This is a genomic window from Sphingobium sp. R-21, assembly GCF_049913335.1.
Taxonomy (GTDB): Bacteria; Pseudomonadota; Alphaproteobacteria; order Sphingomonadales; family Sphingomonadaceae; genus Sphingobium.
Genome location: NZ_CP184376.1, coordinates 13,396 through 31,556, shown reverse-complemented (window position 1 = coordinate 31,556; position 18,161 = coordinate 13,396). Strand labels below are relative to the sequence as shown.

Here is an 18,161-nt window from a genome sequence, read left to right as displayed (position 1 = left end):
ACATGACTAACGCTGTACAGAAAAGCGCGATCGTCTTTGGCGGTTCGGGCGGGCTTGGCGCGGGATGCGTGCGCGCTTTGTCGCGGGAATGGCCAGCGGTGGGTATCGTGTACCACAACAGCCTTGAACGAGCCCAGGTGATTGCTGCGGACATTTCTGCTACATGCCGTGGCTATCCGGTTCGGTGCGATACGACCGACGCCAACTCGGTGCGTGCCGCCATCGAAGAGGTTGCCGAAATATGCGGTCCCATCGGGTGCGCGGTCTATTCCGCCGGGTGCGCCATCGATCAACCGCATATCGCGCAAATTACCGAGGAGCAGTGGCGCGATGTGTTCGAGGCGGAGACGCTCGGCTTTGCCCGCATGATTTCTGTTGTCCTGCCGATGATGCGCGAAGGGGGCGGCGGCTCCCTCGTCGCCGTCACGTCCATGGCGAACAGGCGTGTCATTCCGGGCGACAGCATATCTGCGGCGCCGAAGGCCGCGATCGAGGCCCTGTGCAAGGGCATCGCGAAGGAGGAAGGCAAGTTCGGCATCCGCGCCAACACCGTCGCGCCCGGGGCGATGGATGCGGGGATGGGCGCGCAATATATCGCCGAACGCCTGACTCACGAATTCTGGGAAGGCTTCCGCAAGTCCATTCCCGCGCGCCGCTTCGGCACGGCCGAGGACATCGGCGAGGCAGTGGCCTTTTTCGCGTCCGACCGGTCCAGCTACTTCACCGGTCAGACGTTGATCGCCGACGGCGGCTACACGCTCTAAACTGTGACATCTCCCGCGCGCCGGCGGGCGCGCGGGAGATCGGCAGGTCAGTCGTCCAGTTTCTCGATATTGGTGTTGAGGCCGGCACTCCATGCGCCATCGACCGCCAATTCCGCGCCGCTGACATAGGACGCGTCGTCGCTGGCAAGGAAAAGGGATACGGCGGCGACTTCGGCCGGCTGGCCGACGCGACCGGACGGGATGCCAAGGCCGGTAGCGATCGGTGTGGTGTCGGACGCGCCCGCAGGATTGAGCATCGGCGTGTCGATCGCTCCGGGATGCACGGAATTGGCGCGCACGTTGAAGGGCGCGCCCTCCAGCGCGACAGCCTTGGTCAGCCCGCGCACGCCCCATTTACAGGCGTCATAGGCGCTCAGCCCCGTCGTGCCGCGCAGGCCGTCCACCGACGATATGTTGACGATCGAACCTGTCCGTGCGCGCTTCATCAAGGGCAGCACGGCCTTGATGCCGAGATATTGGCCGACCACATTCACGGTCAGCAGACGGACAAGATCGTCCTTGCTCGTATCCTCGATGGCCGCGAAATGGGCGATCGCGGCATTGTTGAGGAGGATGTCGACCTTGCCGAAAGCGGAAAGGGCAAGGTCAACGACATTTGCCCAGTCCGCCTCGCTCGAAACATCCTGACGCAGGTATCGCGCGCGATCGCCGATGCTTGAGGCTACTGCTTCCCCCTCGGCTTCGAGGAGGTCGGTCATGACGACGGCGCACCCTTCCGCCGCGAAGAGGCGAGCGGTCGCCTCACCCTGGCCGCGCGCCGCGCCGGTGATAATGGCGACCTTGTCTTTGAGACGGCTCATGAAATCTCCTATTATGGGCTGTTATGCCGGCTGGTTGGCCGCTTGAGAGTTGTGCGTGAATTGTCCCAGCGCTCCGCTTGCCCCCGCCGCGACCATGTCGGCCGCGATGAAGCCGAACACCATGGCGGGGCCGATGGTGCCGCCCGCGCCGGGATAGGCGTTGCCGAAAGGCGATCCCGATGCGTTGCCCGCAGCGTAGAGGCCCGGGATCGGTCGGTCGGAACGATCGAGAACGCGCGCCTGAGCGTCGCATTTCAGCCCGCCTTTGGTGCCAAGATCCCCCAGGCTGATAGGAACGGCATAGAAGGGGGCTTTGTCGATCGGGCCAAGGCATGGATTGGGCTTTATCGACGGGTCGCCGAAATTCACGTCATATGCGTTGCCGCCCCGACCGAATTCCGTGTCGACGCCGGTGCGGGCATAATCGTTCATGCGCGCGACGACGCTCTCCAGCTTGGCGGGATCGATATCGATCTTGCGGGCGAGTTCGCCGATGGTCGGCGCGCGGAAAATATAATGATCCCACCATGCCTCGGGTATCTTGCGGTCGGGCATGAGCGCGGTGGGCATGATGCCGCCGGCGGTGAACTTGTACCGGAACGTCGCGTCGAATACGAGCCAGCATGGCGTATTGGCGCCGGTCTTCAACTGATCCCGCATCATGGCGTCGCCGAAGCGGTCATAGCCGCATGCCTCATCGACGAAACGGTCGCCATTGCGATTGACGCACACGCCGTGCGGACGCCCGACATCGAAGACGGCCTGATGGATTTCCTCGAAATTCGACACTGCCGGCAACGGCAGCGACATCGTGGGCACCCACCAGCCGGTCTCGGTGAATTCGGTCGCCGCGCCTAGCGCCATTCCGGCCTCTAGCACTTCGCCCTTGTTCGCTTCCTCCGGCGTGCTGCTGAAGCGCGTGCTTCCGGGGATGGTGAAGAAGCGGTTGCGCAGTTCCTGGTTCCATTCGAACCCGCCGGCGCAGACGATGACGCCGTGCCGTGCATGCAGCGGTTCCTCCCTGCCATATCGCTCGACCAGCACGCCGGTCACGCGATCATTCTCGACCAGAAGCTTTTTCACGCCCCAGCCGATGCGGAACTCGCCGCCGATCGCTGCATAGCGCTCGATCAGAGGACCGATCAGCGCGGCCCCCAGGCTGAACAACCGGTCGCGCCGGCCGCGACGGCGCGTGCCGACGTCGAACCAGTATCGCCCGATCACCTTCGCGACCTCACGCATCCAGCCGGACGACCGGGTCGAAATGATGTTCGCTTCCATGAAATCGAGCGTGTAGCGGTTCATCAGCTTGAACCGCGTGAATTGTTCGCGCACGAGCGGAAACAGCGATCCCAGGCGGCGTCCGTCATATTTTGGGAACACCACCGACCGGTCCGCGCGAGCGCCGGGCGCCTCGGGGAAATAGTCCGGCCAGGGCATCGGCATCGGCTCCATGCCGACCTCCTTCAGAAAGGCGATCATCTGCGGCCCGGTTTCGAGAAAGGCGTCGATGCGGTCGTGCCGGACGGGACCGTTCGCGACCGCATTGATGTAGTTTATCGCCTGTTCGCGGGAATCGTCCGTGCCCAGCCCATGGTTGGGAATCCAGGTCACGCCGCCCGAGGTGGCAGAAGTTCCGCCGATCCTGTGGGCCTTTTCAACGACAAGAACCTTCAGTCCCTTGCTGGCGGCGCGCACCGCCGCCGTCATGCCGGCCGAGCCGGAACCCGCCACAATCACATCATAGACGTTCGTCATTTGCCTCTCCAGATCATGGCATAGTCTATCCAGTCGGTGGTCAGGCATCGACAGCTACCGCGCCAATTGCAAGCCGCGCCATGTCCGAATGCAGCTGAAGGCAAGCGGCGTGAATGGCATTTGCTATAGCGGCTGAACTGAAACCTGCCGGAAGTTCCGGCTTAAACAGGATTGATGGCTTTGGCAGCGTTCGACCTTCCGCGTCCGGCATTCATGGATGACGAAGACCTCCGCATGTTCGAGGACATGGTGGACCGTTTTCTCGATGAGAACGCCGATCCGTCCGCGCAACGCCGCTGGCGCGAGCAGGGCTTCGTCGAGCAAGATACATGGCGGAAGGCCGGGGAGGCCGGCATACTCGGGGTAAGCATTCCGGAAGCCTATGGCGGCTCGGGGCTGGATTTCCGCTACGATGCCATCATAATGGAAAAGCAAGGGCGGAAGAACGCGCTGAACTTCGCCTATTCGCTGCACACGACCGTAGTGGCGCCCTATATCTACCGCTACGCCACGCCTGAACAGTGCCGCGAATGGCTGCCTTCGGTGGTGTCGGGCGAGACCTTGCTGGCGGTCGCGATGACGGAGCCGGGCGCGGGGTCCGACCTTCAGGGCATGCGGACCACCGCGCGGCGCGACGGCGACCATTATGTCATTAATGGTCAGAAGACGTTCATCTCCAACGGGCACGGCTGCTCGCTCGTCATAGTGGCGGCGAAGACCGATCCCGGCGCCGGCGCCAGGGGAATTTCCCTTTTCGCCGTCGAAGTCGACAAGGTCGAGGGGTTCGAACGCGGTCGCCTGCTCGACAAGCTGGGACAAGAAGGTCGCGATACCGCCGAACTCTTCTTCAACGACATGCGCGTGCCTGCCGGAAACCTGCTGGGAGGGGGCGAGGGGCAAGGGTTCCGCATGCTCATGGAGCAGTTGCCCAAGGAGCGGCTCGTGATCGCCTGGCAGGCGATGGGCATGATGGAGGCCGCGCTCGAACTCACCGTCGAGCATTGCAAGGCCCGCAAGATGTTCGGTGGCGCGTTGTTCGATCAGCAGAACACCAAGTTCAAGCTCGCCGAATGCAAGACGCGCGCGACGGTTGCCAAGACGTTCCTCTATCATTGCACGGAACGCCTTCTGGCCGGTGCGCTGGACGCCGCCACCGCGTCGATGGCGAAACTCTTCGTGACCGAAGCACAGGCGTTCGTCGTCGACGAATGCCTCCAGCTCTTTGGTGGCTATGGCTACATGCTCGAATATCCCATCGCCGAAATGTACAAGGATGCCCGCGGCTTCCGGATTTATGGCGGGGCGAGCGAGGTGATGAAGCTGCTGATCGCCCGATCGATCTGATTCAATCCAGGATAAAACGTCAGGGAGTACGGAATGTCAGTTGAATTCAACGTCGAGGATGGTGTCGCCATCATCACTCTAAACCGTCCCGAGGCGCGCAACGCGATCGATCGCGAAACGTCGCTGGGGGTTGAGGCTGCGGTGAAGCGGATCAATGAGAATCCGGAAATCCGCTGCGCCGTCATCACAGGCGCCGGCAGCAATTTCTGCGCGGGGATGGACCTTAAGGCCTTTTTGCGCGGTGAAGTGGTGCGGTTGCCCGGAACCGGCCTTGCGGGGATAACGCAAGCGGAGTTGAACAAGCCTTTCATCGCCGCTGTGGAAGGCTATGCCTTGGCGGGCGGTTTCGAAATAATGCTCGCTTGCGACATGGTGGTCGCGTCAAGCGGCGCAAAATTCGGCCTGTCGGAAGTCAAGCGCGGCCTGGTGGCGAACGCCGGCGGCCTGGTGCGCCTTCCTCGGCAGATGCCGATCAAGCTCGCATCGGAATTCGTGCTGACGGGCGAGATGTTCCCCGCGCAGCGCCTCGCGGAGGCGGGGCTTGTCAATCGCATCGTCGCGGAGGGCGAGGCATTGGCGGAGGCCGTCAAGCTGGCCCAACTCATCGCGGCCAACGGCCCGATGGCGGTCGCGGTCAGCCGACGGGTGCTCCGGGAAAGCCTGGAGTGGCCCGAGGCCGAGATGTTCGATCGCCAGCTCGAGATCACCGCGCCGATCTTTGCGTCCGAGGATGCGCGCGAAGGAGCCGCGGCCTTTGCGGAGAAGCGCAAGCCGGTCTGGAAAGGGCGCTGAGCGCGTGACCAGGCGCCCGGAGATCGACCACGCCCGGCTGACCAGCCTATGGTCGATCCTCGACCATTATGCGCAGGTGGATGCCGGTCAGACGGCCACCGTCTTCGAGTGGCGCGCGAAGACCTATGGCGTCTTGCGGGACGAGGCATCTGATCTCGCCGGACGGCTCGTCGCCGACGGCCGTGGTCGCGGTGACCGGATCGGTTATCTTGGCAAGAACAGCGATCATTATTTCGCGCTGCTGTTCGCCGTGGCGCGCATCGGGGCGGTTATTGTTCCCATGAACTGGCGGCTGGCGGAAGACGAGTGGGCGTTCATCGTCCAGGACTCCGGCATGGCCTGCCTGTTCAGCGACGAGGCCTTCGCGCCGGCGGCCGCGATAGTGGCGGATGGCGCTTCCATCGCGCACCGGATGCTGGACCATGGCGTGATGGCACCGGTGGAACCGCGTCCCTCGCTGCCAGCCAATAGTTCCGATCCCGACGCGATCGTCTTTCAGGTCTATACGTCCGGCACGACGGGACGGCCGAAAGGGGCAATGCTCAGCCATCGCAACCTGCTCGCCCTGCGCGCGCCGGGCTATGCGGCGGGCCTAGACTGGTTTCCCGCGCGCGGCTGCACTGTCGGACTGGTTTTGCCCGTCGCGCATATCGCGGGGACAGCCTATGCATTGTTCGGCTTCTACGCCGGGGCCAGGATCGTCATCGCGCGGGAGTTCGACGCCGGCGGCGTTGTGGCGCTGATCGCGCGGGAGCAGATCAGTCACATTCTCCTTGCGCCCGCAGCGATGCAGATGATGCTGGAACATCCCGCGTCGGCCGACGCCGACCTGTCGTCGCTTCACTATATCACCTACGGAGCGGCCCCGATACCCGAAGCGCTGCTGCGCCAGGCGCTGAATCGGCTGGGCTGCGGGTTTGTCCAGATGTATGGCATGACAGAGGCGGCGGGCGGCGTGGTCGCGCTTCAGCCGCACGATCACGTCTCGGCCGTTCCGGGCCGGTTGCGATCCGCGGGGACTGCCATGCCGGGCGTTGAAATCGCCGTTGTCGACGACGAATGGGCCGCTCAGCAACCTGGAACGACGGGAGAGATCGTCGTGCGGTCCGCTGCCGTGATGTCAGGCTATTGGCGACGCCCCGACGCCGACGCGGACATATTCGGCCCCGATGGCTGGATGCGGACCGGGGACATCGGCCGCATAGATACCGATGGATATCTGTTCGTGCTCGACCGCGCCAAGGACATGATCGTTAGCGGGGGAGAGAATATCTACCCCACCGAAGTCGAGAACGCCATCTTCGGTCACCCAGATATCGCTGACGTCGCCGTCGTCGGCGCGCCCTCGCAACGTTGGGGTGAGGAAGTGGTGGCGCTCGTCCTGCTCCGCCCGGGGACGAAGCCGGATCTCCAGGCCCTGCTAGCCTGGCTCGACGGCAAGCTGGCGCGCTTCAAGTTGCCCAAACGGCTCGTTCTGGTGGATGCCCTGCCGCGCAATGCCGGCAACAAGCTGCTTCGCCGCGTGCTCCGCGAACCCTTTTGGCAGGGGCACGACCGCAGGGTGAACTGATTTGCCCTGAATTGCACTGGCAATTGCCTTGGCTCCGGGCCGCCTTGGCACACGATGATGCTGGCGCGAAGGATGTGGCTAATCACCAAAGCCGTTAATCGCGAAGGAAAATCGATGATCGTGGAACAGCAGACGGACAGGGAGGCGCTCTTCCAGCCTTTGCGGATTCGCGGCGTGGAACTGCGCAACCGCATCGTGATGTCGCCGATGACCAGGGGCTTCTGCCCCGATGGCGTTCCCGCCCCGAATGTCGCGGCCTATTATGGTCGTCGCTCCGAAGGCGGCGCGGGCCTGATCGTGACCGAGGGGATCGCGGTTGATCACCCGGCCGCCGTTGGCGACGCGGGCCTGGGCGAAGACAATATTCCGCTGTTGGGGAATGCGGCCTCCGTCGATGGCTGGCGCAAAGTGGTCGCGGCTGTGCATGCCCATGGCGGGAAGATCATACCGCAGCTTTGGCATCAGGGCGCCATGCGCAAACCCAATACGGGCCCGCATCCGCATGTCCCCAGCGTCAGTCCGTCCGGCATCTGGGGTCCGCTCGGCCGCATGACCTCCATCGATCCGAAAAGCATTCCCGCCGACCCGCGTATCGGCGAGGCTATGGGTGAAGCGGAGATCGAAGGGGCGATCAGCGCCTTCGTCCGCTCCGCGGTCAATGCGGTGGACGCCGGGTTCGACGGGATCGCGCTTCATGGCGGCCATGGCTATCTGCTCGACAATTTCCTCTGGGAGGGCACCAACCAGCGCGACGACAAATGGGGTGGGTCGCGGGCCAGGAGATCGGAATTTCCGGCCGAGATCGTCCGCCGGATCCGCGCGGCGATAGGCGAAGACCTTCCCATCTTCTTCCGTTTCTCCCAATGGAAGCAGCAGGACTTCCGCGCCACCCTTGCCGACAATCCCGATGAGCTGCGCGAGGTGCTTCAGCCCCTCGCCGATGCCGGCGTCGACGTCTTCGACGCCAGCGTGCGTTACTATAACCGGGCCGCGTTCGACGGTGATTCCGCCAGTCTGGCTGGCGTCGCCAAGCGCGTCACCGGCAAGATGTCCATGGCCGTGGGCGGCGTCGGGATCAATTCGGGCATGTACGACCGCGACAAGCCGGCGGCCGTGGTTTCCGATTTCGGACCGCTGCTGGAACGTTTCAAGGCCGGGGAGTTCGATCTGGTCGCCGTCGGCCGTGCCATGATCGGCGATCCGCACTGGGCGCGCAAGTTCCGGGAGGGGCAACCGACCGAGCCCTACAGGATGGACGCGGACAACATCTTGTCCTGAGTTGCAATCGCCATTTTCCCGGCTCGCGCAGCAGTTGTGCCACGGACCGGCCCTTGCCAAGACCAAATGCCGGGACGGTCGGGCCGACTGTACCGCCGCAGACGATCGAAGTGGAATTCCAATGTCAAACGTCCCTGTAATCATCGATATCGTCCGCTCGCCGATCGGGCGTGGCAAGGCGGGCGGAATGCTGTCCGCGCTCCATCCCGCAGACCTCCTCAGGCAGGTGATTGTCGGGCTGGTCGAGCGCAACAATCTCGATCCCGGCAGCGTCGATGACCTGATCATGGGATGCGTCAGCCAGGCGGGCGAGCAGGCGGTTCCGGTCGGCCGCACGGCCTGGCTGGCCGCTGGCTATCCCACGCATGTACCATGCGCGATGGTGGACCGCCGCTGCGGTTCGAGCCAGCAGGCGGTTCATTTCGCGGCGCAGGGCATTGCTGCGGGCGCCTATGACATCGTCATCGCCGGCGGCATCGAGTCCATGAGCCGGGTGCCGATGTTTTCGGCCCGCATGGGCGCCGATCCCCATGGCGTCGCCTTCGAGGCGCGTTTCCCTGGCGCGGTGGGGCAGGGCATCTCGGCCGAACTGATCGCCGCGCGCTGGGGCATCTCGCGCGAGGAGATGGATGCCTATTCGGCGCAATCCCATCAGCGCGCGGAAGCCGCCAGAGCGGCCGGCAACCTTGCGCATGAGATCGTCCCGGTCGAAACGCCCGACGGCGTGGTGACCACGGACGAGACCATCAGGGCAGCCACCACGGCAGAGGGGCTGGCGCAGCTGAAGACATCCTTCAACGACGATGCCTTGGCCGAGCGTTTCCCGGAAATCAGCTGGTCGATCACCGCCGGCAACAGTTCGCAGATCACCGATGGCGCCTCGGCGGCGCTTATCATGTCGGAGGCGGCCGCCAACCGTCTCGGGCTGAAGCCGCTGGCGCGTTTCCTGGCCTTCGACGTCATCGGCGACGATCCGCTGCTCATGCTGACGGCGCCGATCCCGGCTACGAAGCGGGTGCTAGCCAAGGCGGGTCTCGGCATCGACCAGATCGACCATTTCGAGGTCAACGAGGCCTTCGCCTGTGTTCCGCTTGCCTGGCAGCGGGAAATCAACGCCGACCCGGCCAAGCTCAATCCGCGCGGTGGCGCGATCGCGCTCGGTCATCCCCTCGGCGCATCGGGAACCCGCCTCATGGCTTCGATGGTCAATGGTCTGCGCGAAACCGGCGGGCGCTACGGATTGCAGACGATGTGCGAGGCAGGCGGCCTTGCCAACGCGACGATCATCGAACGACTTTAAGCGGGGAAATTCAATGAATATCAACGATATAGTGGCAGTCGTCACTGGCGGTGCATCGGGTCTCGGCCGCTCGACCGCCGAATTGCTCGTTGCCGGCGGGGCCAGGGTGGTGATCGCCGATCTCGCCCCGAACGGTGACGAGGCGGCGGCAGAGATCGGTGGCGGGACCAGGTTCGTCCAGGCCGATGTGACCGACACGGACCAGATGAACGCCGTCTTTGACGCTGCGGAGGCCATGGGAACGCTGCGCGCCGTCGTCCACTGCGCAGGTCGGGGCGGTCCGATCCGCGTCGTCGATCGCGAGGGCAACCCGGGCTCGCTGGAGGTGTACGAGACGGTGGTCCGGATCAATCTCATCGGCAGTTTCAACGTGCTGCGTCTTGGCGCGGCCCGCATGGCGAAGAATGAACCCGTGGATGGCGAGCGCGGAGTTGTCATCATGACGGCGTCCGTTGCCGCGTTCGAGGGCCAGATCGGCCAGATCCCTTACGCGTCCGCCAAGGCCGGCATCGTGGGCATGACGATCGTGGCCGCGCGCGACCTGGCCAGTCATCAGGTTCGCGTCTGCACGATCGCGCCGGGCACTTTCGACACGCCGATCCTTCAGCGCGTGAAGCCAGAAGTGCGCGAAGGGTTGGCCGCCGCCATCCCGCACCCGCGCCGCCTCGGACGGCCCGCCGAATTCGGGATGCTGGCGAAGCAGATCATCGAAAATCCGATGTTGAACGGCGAAACGATCCGCATCGACGGGGCGATCCGGATGCCACCGCGGTGAGCGATATCCTGCTCTCCGAATTTTCGGACGGTATTCTTACGCTTACGCTGAACCAGCCGGAGTTGCGCAATCCGATCTCCAGCCCGGCGGCGATTGACGCATTGTGCGCGGCGATCGAACGCGCGGATGGCGACATGGCGTGCCGGGCAGTCATCATCACGGGCGCCGGTTCCGCCTTTTCGAGCGGCGGGGACCTATCGACCATGAAATTGGGCGGCGGTCTCAACGACCCGTCGCCCGCCAAGACCCGGCGGAACTATCGGAATGGCATCCAGCGCCTTCCGCTGTTGTTCGAAAGCATCGAAGTGCCTGTTATCGCGGCGGTCAACGGCCCGGCGGTCGGCGCGGCATGCGACCTCACTTGCATGTGCGATATCCGCATCGCGTCGGACAAGGCGAAGTTCGCGGAAAGTTTCGTGAAGATCGGTCTGGTTGCCGGAGACGGGGGAGCGTGGCTTCTCCCGCGCGTGATCGGCTGGGCGAAAGCCAGCGAAATGGCGTTTACCGGGCGGATGATCGATGCGAACGAGGCCTTGGCCTGCGGCCTTGTGTCGCGCGTCGTCGCGCCGGAGGCATTGATGGACGAGGCTCGGGCGCTGGCGGCACAGATCGCCGCCAATCCGCCGCATGCCGTGCGTATGACCAAGCGCCTGATACGGGAGAGCCGGCTGGCCAGTCTGTCCGCCATCCTGGAGGCATCGGCGGCGGCGCAGGCGCTGTGTCATACCACGCGCGATCATCAGGAAGCTGTCGATGCCTTCTTCGAAAAACGCGCTCCCCAGTTCGACGGCAATTAGGCGAAGATAAAGGTGCAGCCATGAGCCAAGAGGCGACGATCGCCAACCTGCGGACCGAAATCCATCAATGGCTGGCGCAGAACCTGCCCGACGACTGGCGTGAGCGGCAGCGGGGCGATGACATCGACGGTTTTCTGAAGATGCAGCGCGAATGGTTCGGCAAGCTGGTGGAAGCGGGCTATGCGACACCGCACTGGCCGGCACAATGGCCCGGTGGCGGCCGATCGCTGGCCGAGCAGATCGCCATGTTCGAAGAGCTGGCGCGCGGCGGCGCGCCGCGCATGAGCCTGTTCTTCGTGTCGCTCTATCATGCGGCCATGACGCTGGTCGAATGCGGGACGGAGGCGCAGCGCGCCCGGCATTTGCCGGCGATCCTCAAGGGCGAGATCTGGTGCCAGGGCTTTTCCGAACCCGGCGCAGGGTCGGACCTCGCGGGGTTGCGCACGCGCGCCGAGCGTAAGGGTGATCGCTATATCGTCTCGGGCCAGAAAATCTGGTCGACTCTCGGGCAGTTTGCAGACCAGTGTCTGCTGCTCGTCCGCACCGACAGCAGCGGCCCCAAACAGGCTGGGATCACCTTCCTGCTGATGGACATGAAGTCCAAGGGCGTGGATGTGCGGCCGATCCGGCAGATCACCGGAGACGAGGAATTCGCCGAAATCTTCCTCGACGAGGTGGAAATTCCCGTCGAGAATCTCGTCGGCAAGGAGAACGAGGGCTGGAAGGTGGCGCAGGTCACGCTGTCGTCCGAGCGCGGCCTGACCCTGGTCGAACTGACGGAGCGCATGGCGCTGTCGCTGTGGCGGCTGGTCCGTGCCGCCACCGGCGGCACGGGAGACGCCGGTTCGCTGGACCCGGGCGCGGCGCGGAGCGTGGTCGACATATCCGCACGTATCGAGGGTATGCGGGCCATGCTGGCGACGCTGATGGCGAACCGGATCGCCGGGCGGGAGGCCGTCGGTGATGCGTCAATCCTCAAGCTCGCCTATTCGCGCCTGTCGCGCGACTTCACCGCGCTCGGCCTGCGCCTGAAAGGCATGTCGGCGATGCGCGACACGCGCTATGTGCTGGGCGCCGGTTATGAGACGGGGAACTGGATGTTCGATTTCCTCAACAGCTATCAGTATAATATCGCCGGGGGCAGCAACGAGATCCAGCGGAACATCGTGTCCGAGCGCGTCCTGGGCATGCCAAGGGAGAAACTGGGGTGACGTCAGCCATGCAGGAGATGCTCATCGACCCTGCGGAGATGCAGGATACCGCCCGCCGCTTCCTGACGGAAAAAGTCGATCGCCGCGCACCCTGGGAAGGCAAGGGCGGGACCGCCGAGGCGCTGGAAGCGGAACTGAGCGCGCTGGGCTGGTATCAGCTTGCGGCCCCGGAGGCGTCGGGCGGACTGGGTCAGCGTTTCGATGTGCTGGCGCCGATCTATGAGGAGCTGGGCCGCAGCCTGGCGCCGTCCTGGCTTTCAACGACCATGGCCGCCGTGGACGGGCTGGACGCGGTCGGCGGAGACAACGCCGCCGGTGTGATCGCCGGCGTGATCGATCAGAGCTGGCGCATAGCGCCCATCATTCTTCCGAAGGGGCAGGGGCTGGACGGCGCGAGCCTGCCGGCGGTGCCGGGCGCGGTCGGGGCGACCCATTTGCTGGTGGTCGATCCGGCGGGCGGCAGCGCGTGGCTGATCGCCTCTTCGGCGCCTGGCGTCGCGATCAATCGGGTCGAGACTTGGGATTTCGGTCGCTCCTATGGCGAGGTGGCGCTCACCGGCGTGACGCAAGTCATGTACAGGTTCGCCAGCGACTTGCTACTGCCCGCGCTGCAGGCGCATGCCGAACTCGCGCTGGCATGGGACAGCGTGGGCGCCGCCACCCAGTCGCTTACGGAGACGGTGGACTATATGCTCGGTCGCCAGCAGTTCGGTCGGCCTATCGCTTCTTTCCAGGCGCTCAAGCACCGCGCCGCCGATCATAAGGTGGCGATCGAGCTCGCGCGTTCCCTGTCCACGCAGGCCAGCAATGTCTTCGCCGTACGTGGCAAGGGCTGGGCCGTCCTGGCTGCACAGGCACGCATCCTGGCGTGCGACGCCTTTGCCGCGATGGCGGAGGATTCGATCCAGTTGTTCGGTGGCGTCGGTTTCACATGGGAGTATAACCCGCACCTGTTCCTCAAGCGCGCGCTGATGAACCGGATCATCGGCGGATCGTCTGACGACCTGCGCGACCGTATCGCCACGGACGTGTGCCGACAGGCGCTGGCGAGCGCACACTGACATCTTCTCGGGCGATCAGAAAGTGTGTCGTAGTGACTGATGGGCCAGAGGCGTCGCTCCTCGTGGAGGAGCTGGATGAAGCGATCGCGGTAATCCGACTCAATCGTCCCGCGCGACTTAATGCCCTGACGCGCGAGATGGTGGTCGAACTGAACGAGGCGCTGGCGGTGATCGCGGTCAACCGGACCGTTCGCGCGGTCATATTGACGGGCAGCGGCCGAGGTTTCTGTGCGGGCCAGGATGTCGCCGCGGCGGACGCGCGCAACCGAACCGCGCCCAGCGGCCTGGTCGAACGCTATTACTGGCAGGAGCAGTTTGCCGGCCTGGTCGATCGCATTCGCGCGATGCCGCAGGTGGTGATCGCCGCCGTCAATGGACCTTGTGCCGGAGTCGGGATGGCGCTGGCGCTCGCGGCCGACATTCGCCTCGCTTCGCGCTCAGCGCGCTTTCTGAACGCGGCGGTGCGGCTGGGGCTGACGGCGGGCGAATCGGGCATGAGCTATTTCTTGCCGCGACTGATCGGGGCGTCGCGGGCATTCGAGATTCTGATAACGGGCCGGACCGTCGAGGCGGAGGAGGCGGAACGGATCGGCCTCGTCATTCGGCTGACCGACGATGAAGCACTCATGGACGAGGCAGAAGCGCTCGCGCGGCAAATTCTCGTCAACAGCCCTTTCGCCACCGAACATACCAAGCGGCTCGTCTGGCAGAATGTCGATGCGCCCAGTTTCACGGCCGCGATCGAACTGGAGAACCGCGCACAGATACTGGCGTCGATGACCGAGGATTACAAGGAAGCGACGGCGGCCTTCATCGACCGACGGCCGCCGCGCTTTCAAGGCAAGTGAGGCACGGCCTCAGGCCCCATTCTCAGGCTCGTGGTATGAAATCGAGACGCGATCGGGTCAGGAGGAGCGTGCGGATACGCCAGCGCCCTCGCTCCAGGACATAGGTCTCATGATAGTGACCATAGCCAATCAACTCCGCATAGGGGCCGTCGCCTGAAAATTTCAGCCGATCGACCATCGGCCAGATCCCGCGCGCATTTTCCGCATCGATGATTTCGATTTCCGGCTCCGACGTATGATGGACGGAAACGACGCCCTGGAGCGCGCTGGCCACCAGCCGGGCGGAGGCTTCACCACCGCGAAGAATATCGTCCGTCGCTTCGGGCGCGATGCCTGTTCCCGTCACGGGATCGGTGGTGGAACCGCGATAGTCGATTTCGATATCGTCGGCGAACACGTCGCGGAGCAGGGCCTCGTCCTTTTCATCGACGCCGCGAAAATATCGCGCTTTCAGATCCCGTATTTCGGCGATGGCCGCCAAGGTCTCGATCAAGTCCATCCATGCCTCCTCAGCGTGATGCGGTGCGCCGCCAAGCGGCGAAACCTGGATGCCGGCGGCGCGAGGGTTGGCGTGCCGTTCACGCTGCGCCCCGACGGTGACCGCCCGATCAGATTTCCAGCGCGACCCCGCCGAAAGGCCGTGCCTTGGCCACATACTCCAAAGCATCGGCCGCCTGTTCGAACGGAAAGCTGCGATTGAACAGGGGCGCGATCTTGCCCGCATCGGCGAGACCGGTGAACACCGTCCAGGCATCGGCCCATTCCTCGGGCGTGCAGGTGTAGACGCCATATCCCTGAATGCTGCCCCGATACAGGATCAAGTCGGCAAGCGTGATGGTGCTTTCCCGGCCGGCGGCAAAGCCCAGGCAGATGATCTTGCTGTAGCGCCGAATGCATTTGGCGGCTTCGGCCAGAATTTTCCCGCCCAGGGAGTCGATGACGATGTCGACCCCTTCGCCATCGTTGAGGGCGTGGACGCCTTCGACCATCGACTGAGTCGACAAGTCTATAACATTGTTGAAGCCCGCCGCCCGCGCCTGTTCCGCCTTTGCGCTCGAGCTTGTCGTGCTGATCACCTTCGCGGCGCCGAGTGCGCGCGCGAGTTGATAACCAGCATTGCCCACAGAGCCGCCGATGCCGGGGACGAGCACCGTCTTGCCGGCTTCGAAACCCGCTTCGATGAGCGCGCGATAGGCCGTCGGATAGGCGACGGACGCCTGCGCGGCGGCGCCGTCGCTCACGGAATCCGGGATTTTCCACGCATGATCCTGCTCGACCGCGCAATATTCCGCCCAACTGCCCGCACGCATGAAGCCATAGGGGAAAGCGCCGAACATGACCCGGTCGCCGACCTTGAGGCGGGTGCTGCCGCCCGCATCCTCAACGATGCCGGCGCCCTGGTTGCCTGGTACGAGTGGCAGCGAGCAGGGGGGGAAGTTCGCTTCATTCTCGTCGTTGATGACGGCGACGTCGAACGGGACCACCCCCGGTGCAGTCATGCGGACGAGTATCTCGGTCCCCGTGGCGGTGGGTTTGTCCATATCGACAAGCTTCAGGGCACCCGTGCCGCCTTGCTGCTCGATTTTCCATGCACGCATCGTCAGATCATCCTTGTTCAGAAATTCGGTCGGTCATTTCCGGCGGCGGACGATGATGCCCGCCTCTTCCCGATCCCATGTGGTGGGGGTGCAGCCTTCGTCCCGCAGCTGATATTTCAGCACGCGCCCCGTCGGGTTCTTGGGCAACTGTCCGCGGAACTCGATGTAGCGTGGCACCGCGAAGTGCGGCAGGTTGTCGAGCGTCCATAGGCACAGTTCGTGTTCTGTCACGAGGGCGCCCTCGCGCAGCACGGCGGTCACCTTGATGTCGTCTTCGCCCGTCTGGACACCGATCGCGTGAACCGCGACTTCGGCGATCGCGTGATGCGCCAGGAACGAACGTTCAACCTCGAAGCTGGAGATATTTTCTCCCCGTGACCGCAGATAGTCCTTTGCGCGGTCGCAGAAAAAGAGATGGCCGCCCTCAATCCGGCCTAAGTCACCCGTGTGCATCCACAGGTTCTTCCATGCCGCCGCCGTCGCGTCGGGGCGTTTCCAGTAACCGGCGAACATGATGTCGGGGTGACGCGGGCGCAGGACGATTTCGCCGACGGCGCCATCCGGCACAGGCTGGTCGAGTTCGTCGAAGATTTTGATCTCATACTCGTCCACGGCGCGCCCGGCGCACAACTCGGGAGGCGTTTCGTCCAGTGGCACGCCCGTTATGCGGATCGCTTCGGTCTGGCCATAGGCCCAGCTCGATACGATCTGTGCGCCGAAGCGCTGATGCCAGATCTGCCGCACCGGCGGGCTGATCGGCGTGCCGAAGACCATCTTGAGCTTGCCGCGATAGCGCTTCTCCGCCTCGCATTCCGGCGCTTCGGCGACGAACTGGAAGATCGACGCCATCAGCATCGCCGAAACCGCATTGGCGGCCTCGACATCTTCCCAGAAGCGGCTGACAGAGAACTGACTGGCGACGGCGATGGCGAAGCCTTCATCCATCACCGATATCACCGCGGTCAGGGCGGCGGCGTGAAACACCGGGAGACAGGTCCACAATGTGCGACCTTCTTCCAGGATCGTGTGACGCCGGTTGATCCGCCCTGCCGCGGCGAGATAATTGTGCGAGATCATGCAGCCCTTGGACGGCCCGGTGGTCCCCGACGTGTAGATCAGGGCGGCAAGATCGGAAGGTATGACCGCGAGCGGCAGCGGGCTGGGGTCGCTGCCACGGAAATTGTCGAGCGGCTTGATGGGAATGGCGCAGCCGGCGTCGATTGCGCCGCCGCGCGTCAGGATCAGTTGCACATCGGTTAGCTGATCAGCGATGTGGACGAAGCGTTCGAGATATTTGTCGTCGCATATCACGATCCGCGCTTCGGTGTCGGCGACCTGATGGCGCAGGAATTCTCCGCGATAGGCGGTGTTGATCGGCACCCAGATCGCGCCAAGCTTGTTGATCGCGAACCAGCAGTCGAACACGTCGGCGCTCGTGTCCAGCAGTGTGACGACGCACTGGCCCTTCTGCACACCGAGCCCCGCCAGTTCGCGCGCCAGGGCATTTGAGCGCCGGTCGATATCACCATAGGTGGACGGCACGCCGTCGATGACGAGGAACGGCCGGTCGACATGGGCCTTGGCCGCCCGTTCCAGCAGTTCGACCATGGTATCGCGGCGCGCCAGGCCATATGCAGAGGCAGAAGCCGGTTCGCTCATGCGGGCTGGGTCCCGTTGTTGACGACGTCCACCATGATCATGACGATCTTGTCGCGATCGAGGAACTTCAGTTCGTCCTCGACCAATATAGGGTTCACGTCGGGATGGTTGAACACGCGGCCCATCTCGTCGACCGCGGCCTGATCTTCGACATGCATTTCGGTGATGCAGTCGTAGCCGATGTCATAGGGCTCGGGCACGGAGCCCGCCGGATGGTTGCTGGGGTTGAGAAGCGCGAAAGTCGGGTAGTTACGGATATAGTCCTTCATCAGGTGCCCGACATATTTCTTGGCGAGCACGACATGACTGTTCTCGTAATGCTCGCGAAACTGCTCGTGCGAGATGCCTTCCTTGCGTTTCAGGAAATAGATGATCTTGACCATGACACTCTCCGAGAACTGTTCTTATTGAAGGGCGGCGAGGATCGTTTCACGTTCCGTGAACCGGCCGCCACGCCGTAAGCCAACCCGCCGGGAACCGCCGCCGGCTCCGGCGCGCAGGGACCAGGGCCATTGAGCATCCGGCACGACCGCGCGGCCTGCCTTCGCGATGTCGAAGGAATCCATGGCGCTAGAATTCTCCGTG

The 18,161-nt window shown here is 64.0% G+C and carries 17 protein-coding genes; 11 read left to right on the top strand and 6 right to left on the bottom strand.

Annotated features, from left to right (window positions below):
• Positions 1-2: 2 nt before the first annotated feature.
• On the top strand, positions 3-764 hold the full coding sequence (locus tag ACN9MX_RS21685) for an SDR family NAD(P)-dependent oxidoreductase (protein WP_426387849.1): 762 nt from the start codon (positions 3-5) through the stop codon (positions 762-764).
• Between the two features lie 47 nt (positions 765-811).
• Here the strand turns inward: ACN9MX_RS21685 and ACN9MX_RS21680 are convergent, their stop codons facing one another.
• Together ACN9MX_RS21680 and ACN9MX_RS21675 are read right to left on the bottom strand one after the other, a co-directional pair.
• Complete coding sequence (locus ACN9MX_RS21680; RefSeq protein ID WP_426387848.1) at positions 812-1,585, bottom strand: glucose 1-dehydrogenase; 774 nt, start codon at positions 1,583-1,585, stop codon at positions 812-814.
• 21 nt (positions 1,586-1,606) lie between these two features.
• Positions 1,607-3,343 carry an FAD-dependent oxidoreductase gene (locus ACN9MX_RS21675; RefSeq protein ID WP_426387847.1) on the bottom strand — a complete coding sequence of 579 codons (1,737 nt, stop codon included), beginning with the start codon at positions 3,341-3,343 and terminating at the stop codon, positions 1,607-1,609.
• Positions 3,344-3,523: 180 nt separating this feature from the next.
• Here ACN9MX_RS21675 and ACN9MX_RS21670 point away from each other — a divergent pair, with 180 nt between their 5' ends.
• The 10 genes from ACN9MX_RS21670 to ACN9MX_RS21625 all read left to right on the top strand — a co-directional run bounded on the left by ACN9MX_RS21670 (position 3,524) and on the right by ACN9MX_RS21625 (position 14,319).
• A complete protein-coding gene (locus tag ACN9MX_RS21670; protein ID WP_426387902.1) occupies positions 3,524-4,687 on the top strand; it encodes an acyl-CoA dehydrogenase family protein in 1,164 nt (387 codons plus the stop codon).
• Between the two features lie 33 nt (positions 4,688-4,720).
• Positions 4,721-5,479, top strand: a complete 759-nt coding sequence (locus ACN9MX_RS21665) for a crotonase/enoyl-CoA hydratase family protein (protein WP_426387846.1) — start codon at positions 4,721-4,723, stop codon at positions 5,477-5,479.
• Between the two features lie 4 nt (positions 5,480-5,483).
• The gene (locus ACN9MX_RS21660) at positions 5,484-7,049 is read left to right on the top strand and encodes a long-chain-fatty-acid--CoA ligase (RefSeq protein ID WP_426387845.1); all 1,566 of its coding nucleotides are present in this window, start codon (positions 5,484-5,486) and stop codon (positions 7,047-7,049) included.
• A 114-nt stretch (positions 7,050-7,163) separates the two neighbouring features.
• Positions 7,164-8,327 (top strand): NADH:flavin oxidoreductase, encoded by a 1,164-nt coding sequence (locus ACN9MX_RS21655; protein WP_426387844.1) that lies wholly within the window; start codon positions 7,164-7,166, stop codon positions 8,325-8,327.
• A 121-nt stretch (positions 8,328-8,448) separates the two neighbouring features.
• Positions 8,449-9,627, top strand: coding sequence for a thiolase family protein (locus ACN9MX_RS21650; protein WP_426387843.1), 1,179 nt, complete (start codon positions 8,449-8,451; stop codon positions 9,625-9,627).
• Positions 9,628-9,640: 13 nt separating this feature from the next.
• Positions 9,641-10,402 carry an SDR family NAD(P)-dependent oxidoreductase gene (locus tag ACN9MX_RS21645; RefSeq protein WP_426387842.1) on the top strand — a complete coding sequence of 254 codons (762 nt, stop codon included), beginning with the start codon at positions 9,641-9,643 and terminating at the stop codon, positions 10,400-10,402.
• Complete coding sequence (locus tag ACN9MX_RS21640) at positions 10,399-11,199, top strand: crotonase/enoyl-CoA hydratase family protein (RefSeq protein WP_426387841.1); 801 nt, start codon at positions 10,399-10,401, stop codon at positions 11,197-11,199. Before ACN9MX_RS21645 ends, ACN9MX_RS21640 begins: the two co-directional genes overlap by 4 nt.
• Before the next feature lie 20 nt (positions 11,200-11,219).
• Positions 11,220-12,410, top strand: a complete 1,191-nt coding sequence (locus ACN9MX_RS21635) for an acyl-CoA dehydrogenase family protein (RefSeq protein ID WP_426387840.1) — start codon at positions 11,220-11,222, stop codon at positions 12,408-12,410.
• Positions 12,407-13,471, top strand: coding sequence for an acyl-CoA dehydrogenase family protein (locus tag ACN9MX_RS21630; RefSeq protein ID WP_426387839.1), 1,065 nt, complete (start codon positions 12,407-12,409; stop codon positions 13,469-13,471). The genes ACN9MX_RS21635 and ACN9MX_RS21630 overlap by 4 nt, the downstream gene beginning before the upstream one ends.
• A 32-nt stretch (positions 13,472-13,503) precedes the next feature.
• Complete coding sequence (locus ACN9MX_RS21625; RefSeq protein WP_426387838.1) at positions 13,504-14,319, top strand: enoyl-CoA hydratase/isomerase family protein; 816 nt, start codon at positions 13,504-13,506, stop codon at positions 14,317-14,319.
• A gap of 22 nt (positions 14,320-14,341) precedes the next feature.
• On the opposite strand, the gene ACN9MX_RS21620 is transcribed toward ACN9MX_RS21625, so the two are convergent.
• From ACN9MX_RS21620 to ACN9MX_RS21605, 4 genes are all read right to left on the bottom strand, one after another.
• Positions 14,342-14,818 carry a nuclear transport factor 2 family protein gene (locus tag ACN9MX_RS21620; protein ID WP_426387837.1) on the bottom strand — a complete coding sequence of 159 codons (477 nt, stop codon included), beginning with the start codon at positions 14,816-14,818 and terminating at the stop codon, positions 14,342-14,344.
• Positions 14,819-14,927: 109 nt separating this feature from the next.
• Positions 14,928-15,917, bottom strand: a complete 990-nt coding sequence (locus ACN9MX_RS21615; RefSeq protein ID WP_426387836.1) for a quinone oxidoreductase family protein — start codon at positions 15,915-15,917, stop codon at positions 14,928-14,930.
• Between the two features lie 33 nt (positions 15,918-15,950).
• Positions 15,951-17,576, bottom strand: coding sequence for an AMP-binding protein (locus tag ACN9MX_RS21610; RefSeq protein ID WP_426387835.1), 1,626 nt, complete (start codon positions 17,574-17,576; stop codon positions 15,951-15,953).
• Complete coding sequence (locus tag ACN9MX_RS21605; protein ID WP_426387834.1) at positions 17,573-17,959, bottom strand: EthD domain-containing protein; 387 nt, start codon at positions 17,957-17,959, stop codon at positions 17,573-17,575. The genes ACN9MX_RS21610 and ACN9MX_RS21605 overlap by 4 nt, the downstream gene beginning before the upstream one ends.
• Positions 17,960-18,161: the final 202 nt, after the last annotated feature.

What these genes read in the sequence shown, in the direction of transcription:
- ACN9MX_RS21685 (WP_426387849.1), top strand. Translation starts at nt 3, where the DNA reads ATGACTAACGCTGTACAGAAAAGCGCGATCGTCTTTGGCGGTTCGGGC.
- ACN9MX_RS21680 (WP_426387848.1), bottom strand. Translation starts at nt 1,585, where the DNA reads ATGAGCCGTCTCAAAGACAAGGTCGCCATTATCACCGGCGCGGCGCGC.
- ACN9MX_RS21675 (WP_426387847.1), bottom strand. Translation starts at nt 3,343, where the DNA reads ATGACGAACGTCTATGATGTGATTGTGGCGGGTTCCGGCTCGGCCGGC.
- ACN9MX_RS21665 (WP_426387846.1), top strand. Translation starts at nt 4,721, where the DNA reads ATGTCAGTTGAATTCAACGTCGAGGATGGTGTCGCCATCATCACTCTA.
- ACN9MX_RS21655 (WP_426387844.1), top strand. Translation starts at nt 7,164, where the DNA reads ATGATCGTGGAACAGCAGACGGACAGGGAGGCGCTCTTCCAGCCTTTG.
- ACN9MX_RS21650 (WP_426387843.1), top strand. Translation starts at nt 8,449, where the DNA reads ATGTCAAACGTCCCTGTAATCATCGATATCGTCCGCTCGCCGATCGGG.
- ACN9MX_RS21645 (WP_426387842.1), top strand. Translation starts at nt 9,641, where the DNA reads ATGAATATCAACGATATAGTGGCAGTCGTCACTGGCGGTGCATCGGGT.
- ACN9MX_RS21635 (WP_426387840.1), top strand. Translation starts at nt 11,220, where the DNA reads ATGAGCCAAGAGGCGACGATCGCCAACCTGCGGACCGAAATCCATCAA.
- ACN9MX_RS21620 (WP_426387837.1), bottom strand. Translation starts at nt 14,818, where the DNA reads ATGGACTTGATCGAGACCTTGGCGGCCATCGCCGAAATACGGGATCTG.
- ACN9MX_RS21615 (WP_426387836.1), bottom strand. Translation starts at nt 15,917, where the DNA reads ATGCGTGCATGGAAAATCGAGCAGCAAGGCGGCACGGGTGCCCTGAAG.
- ACN9MX_RS21610 (WP_426387835.1), bottom strand. Translation starts at nt 17,576, where the DNA reads ATGAGCGAACCGGCTTCTGCCTCTGCATATGGCCTGGCGCGCCGCGAT.
- ACN9MX_RS21605 (WP_426387834.1), bottom strand. Translation starts at nt 17,959, where the DNA reads ATGGTCAAGATCATCTATTTCCTGAAACGCAAGGAAGGCATCTCGCAC.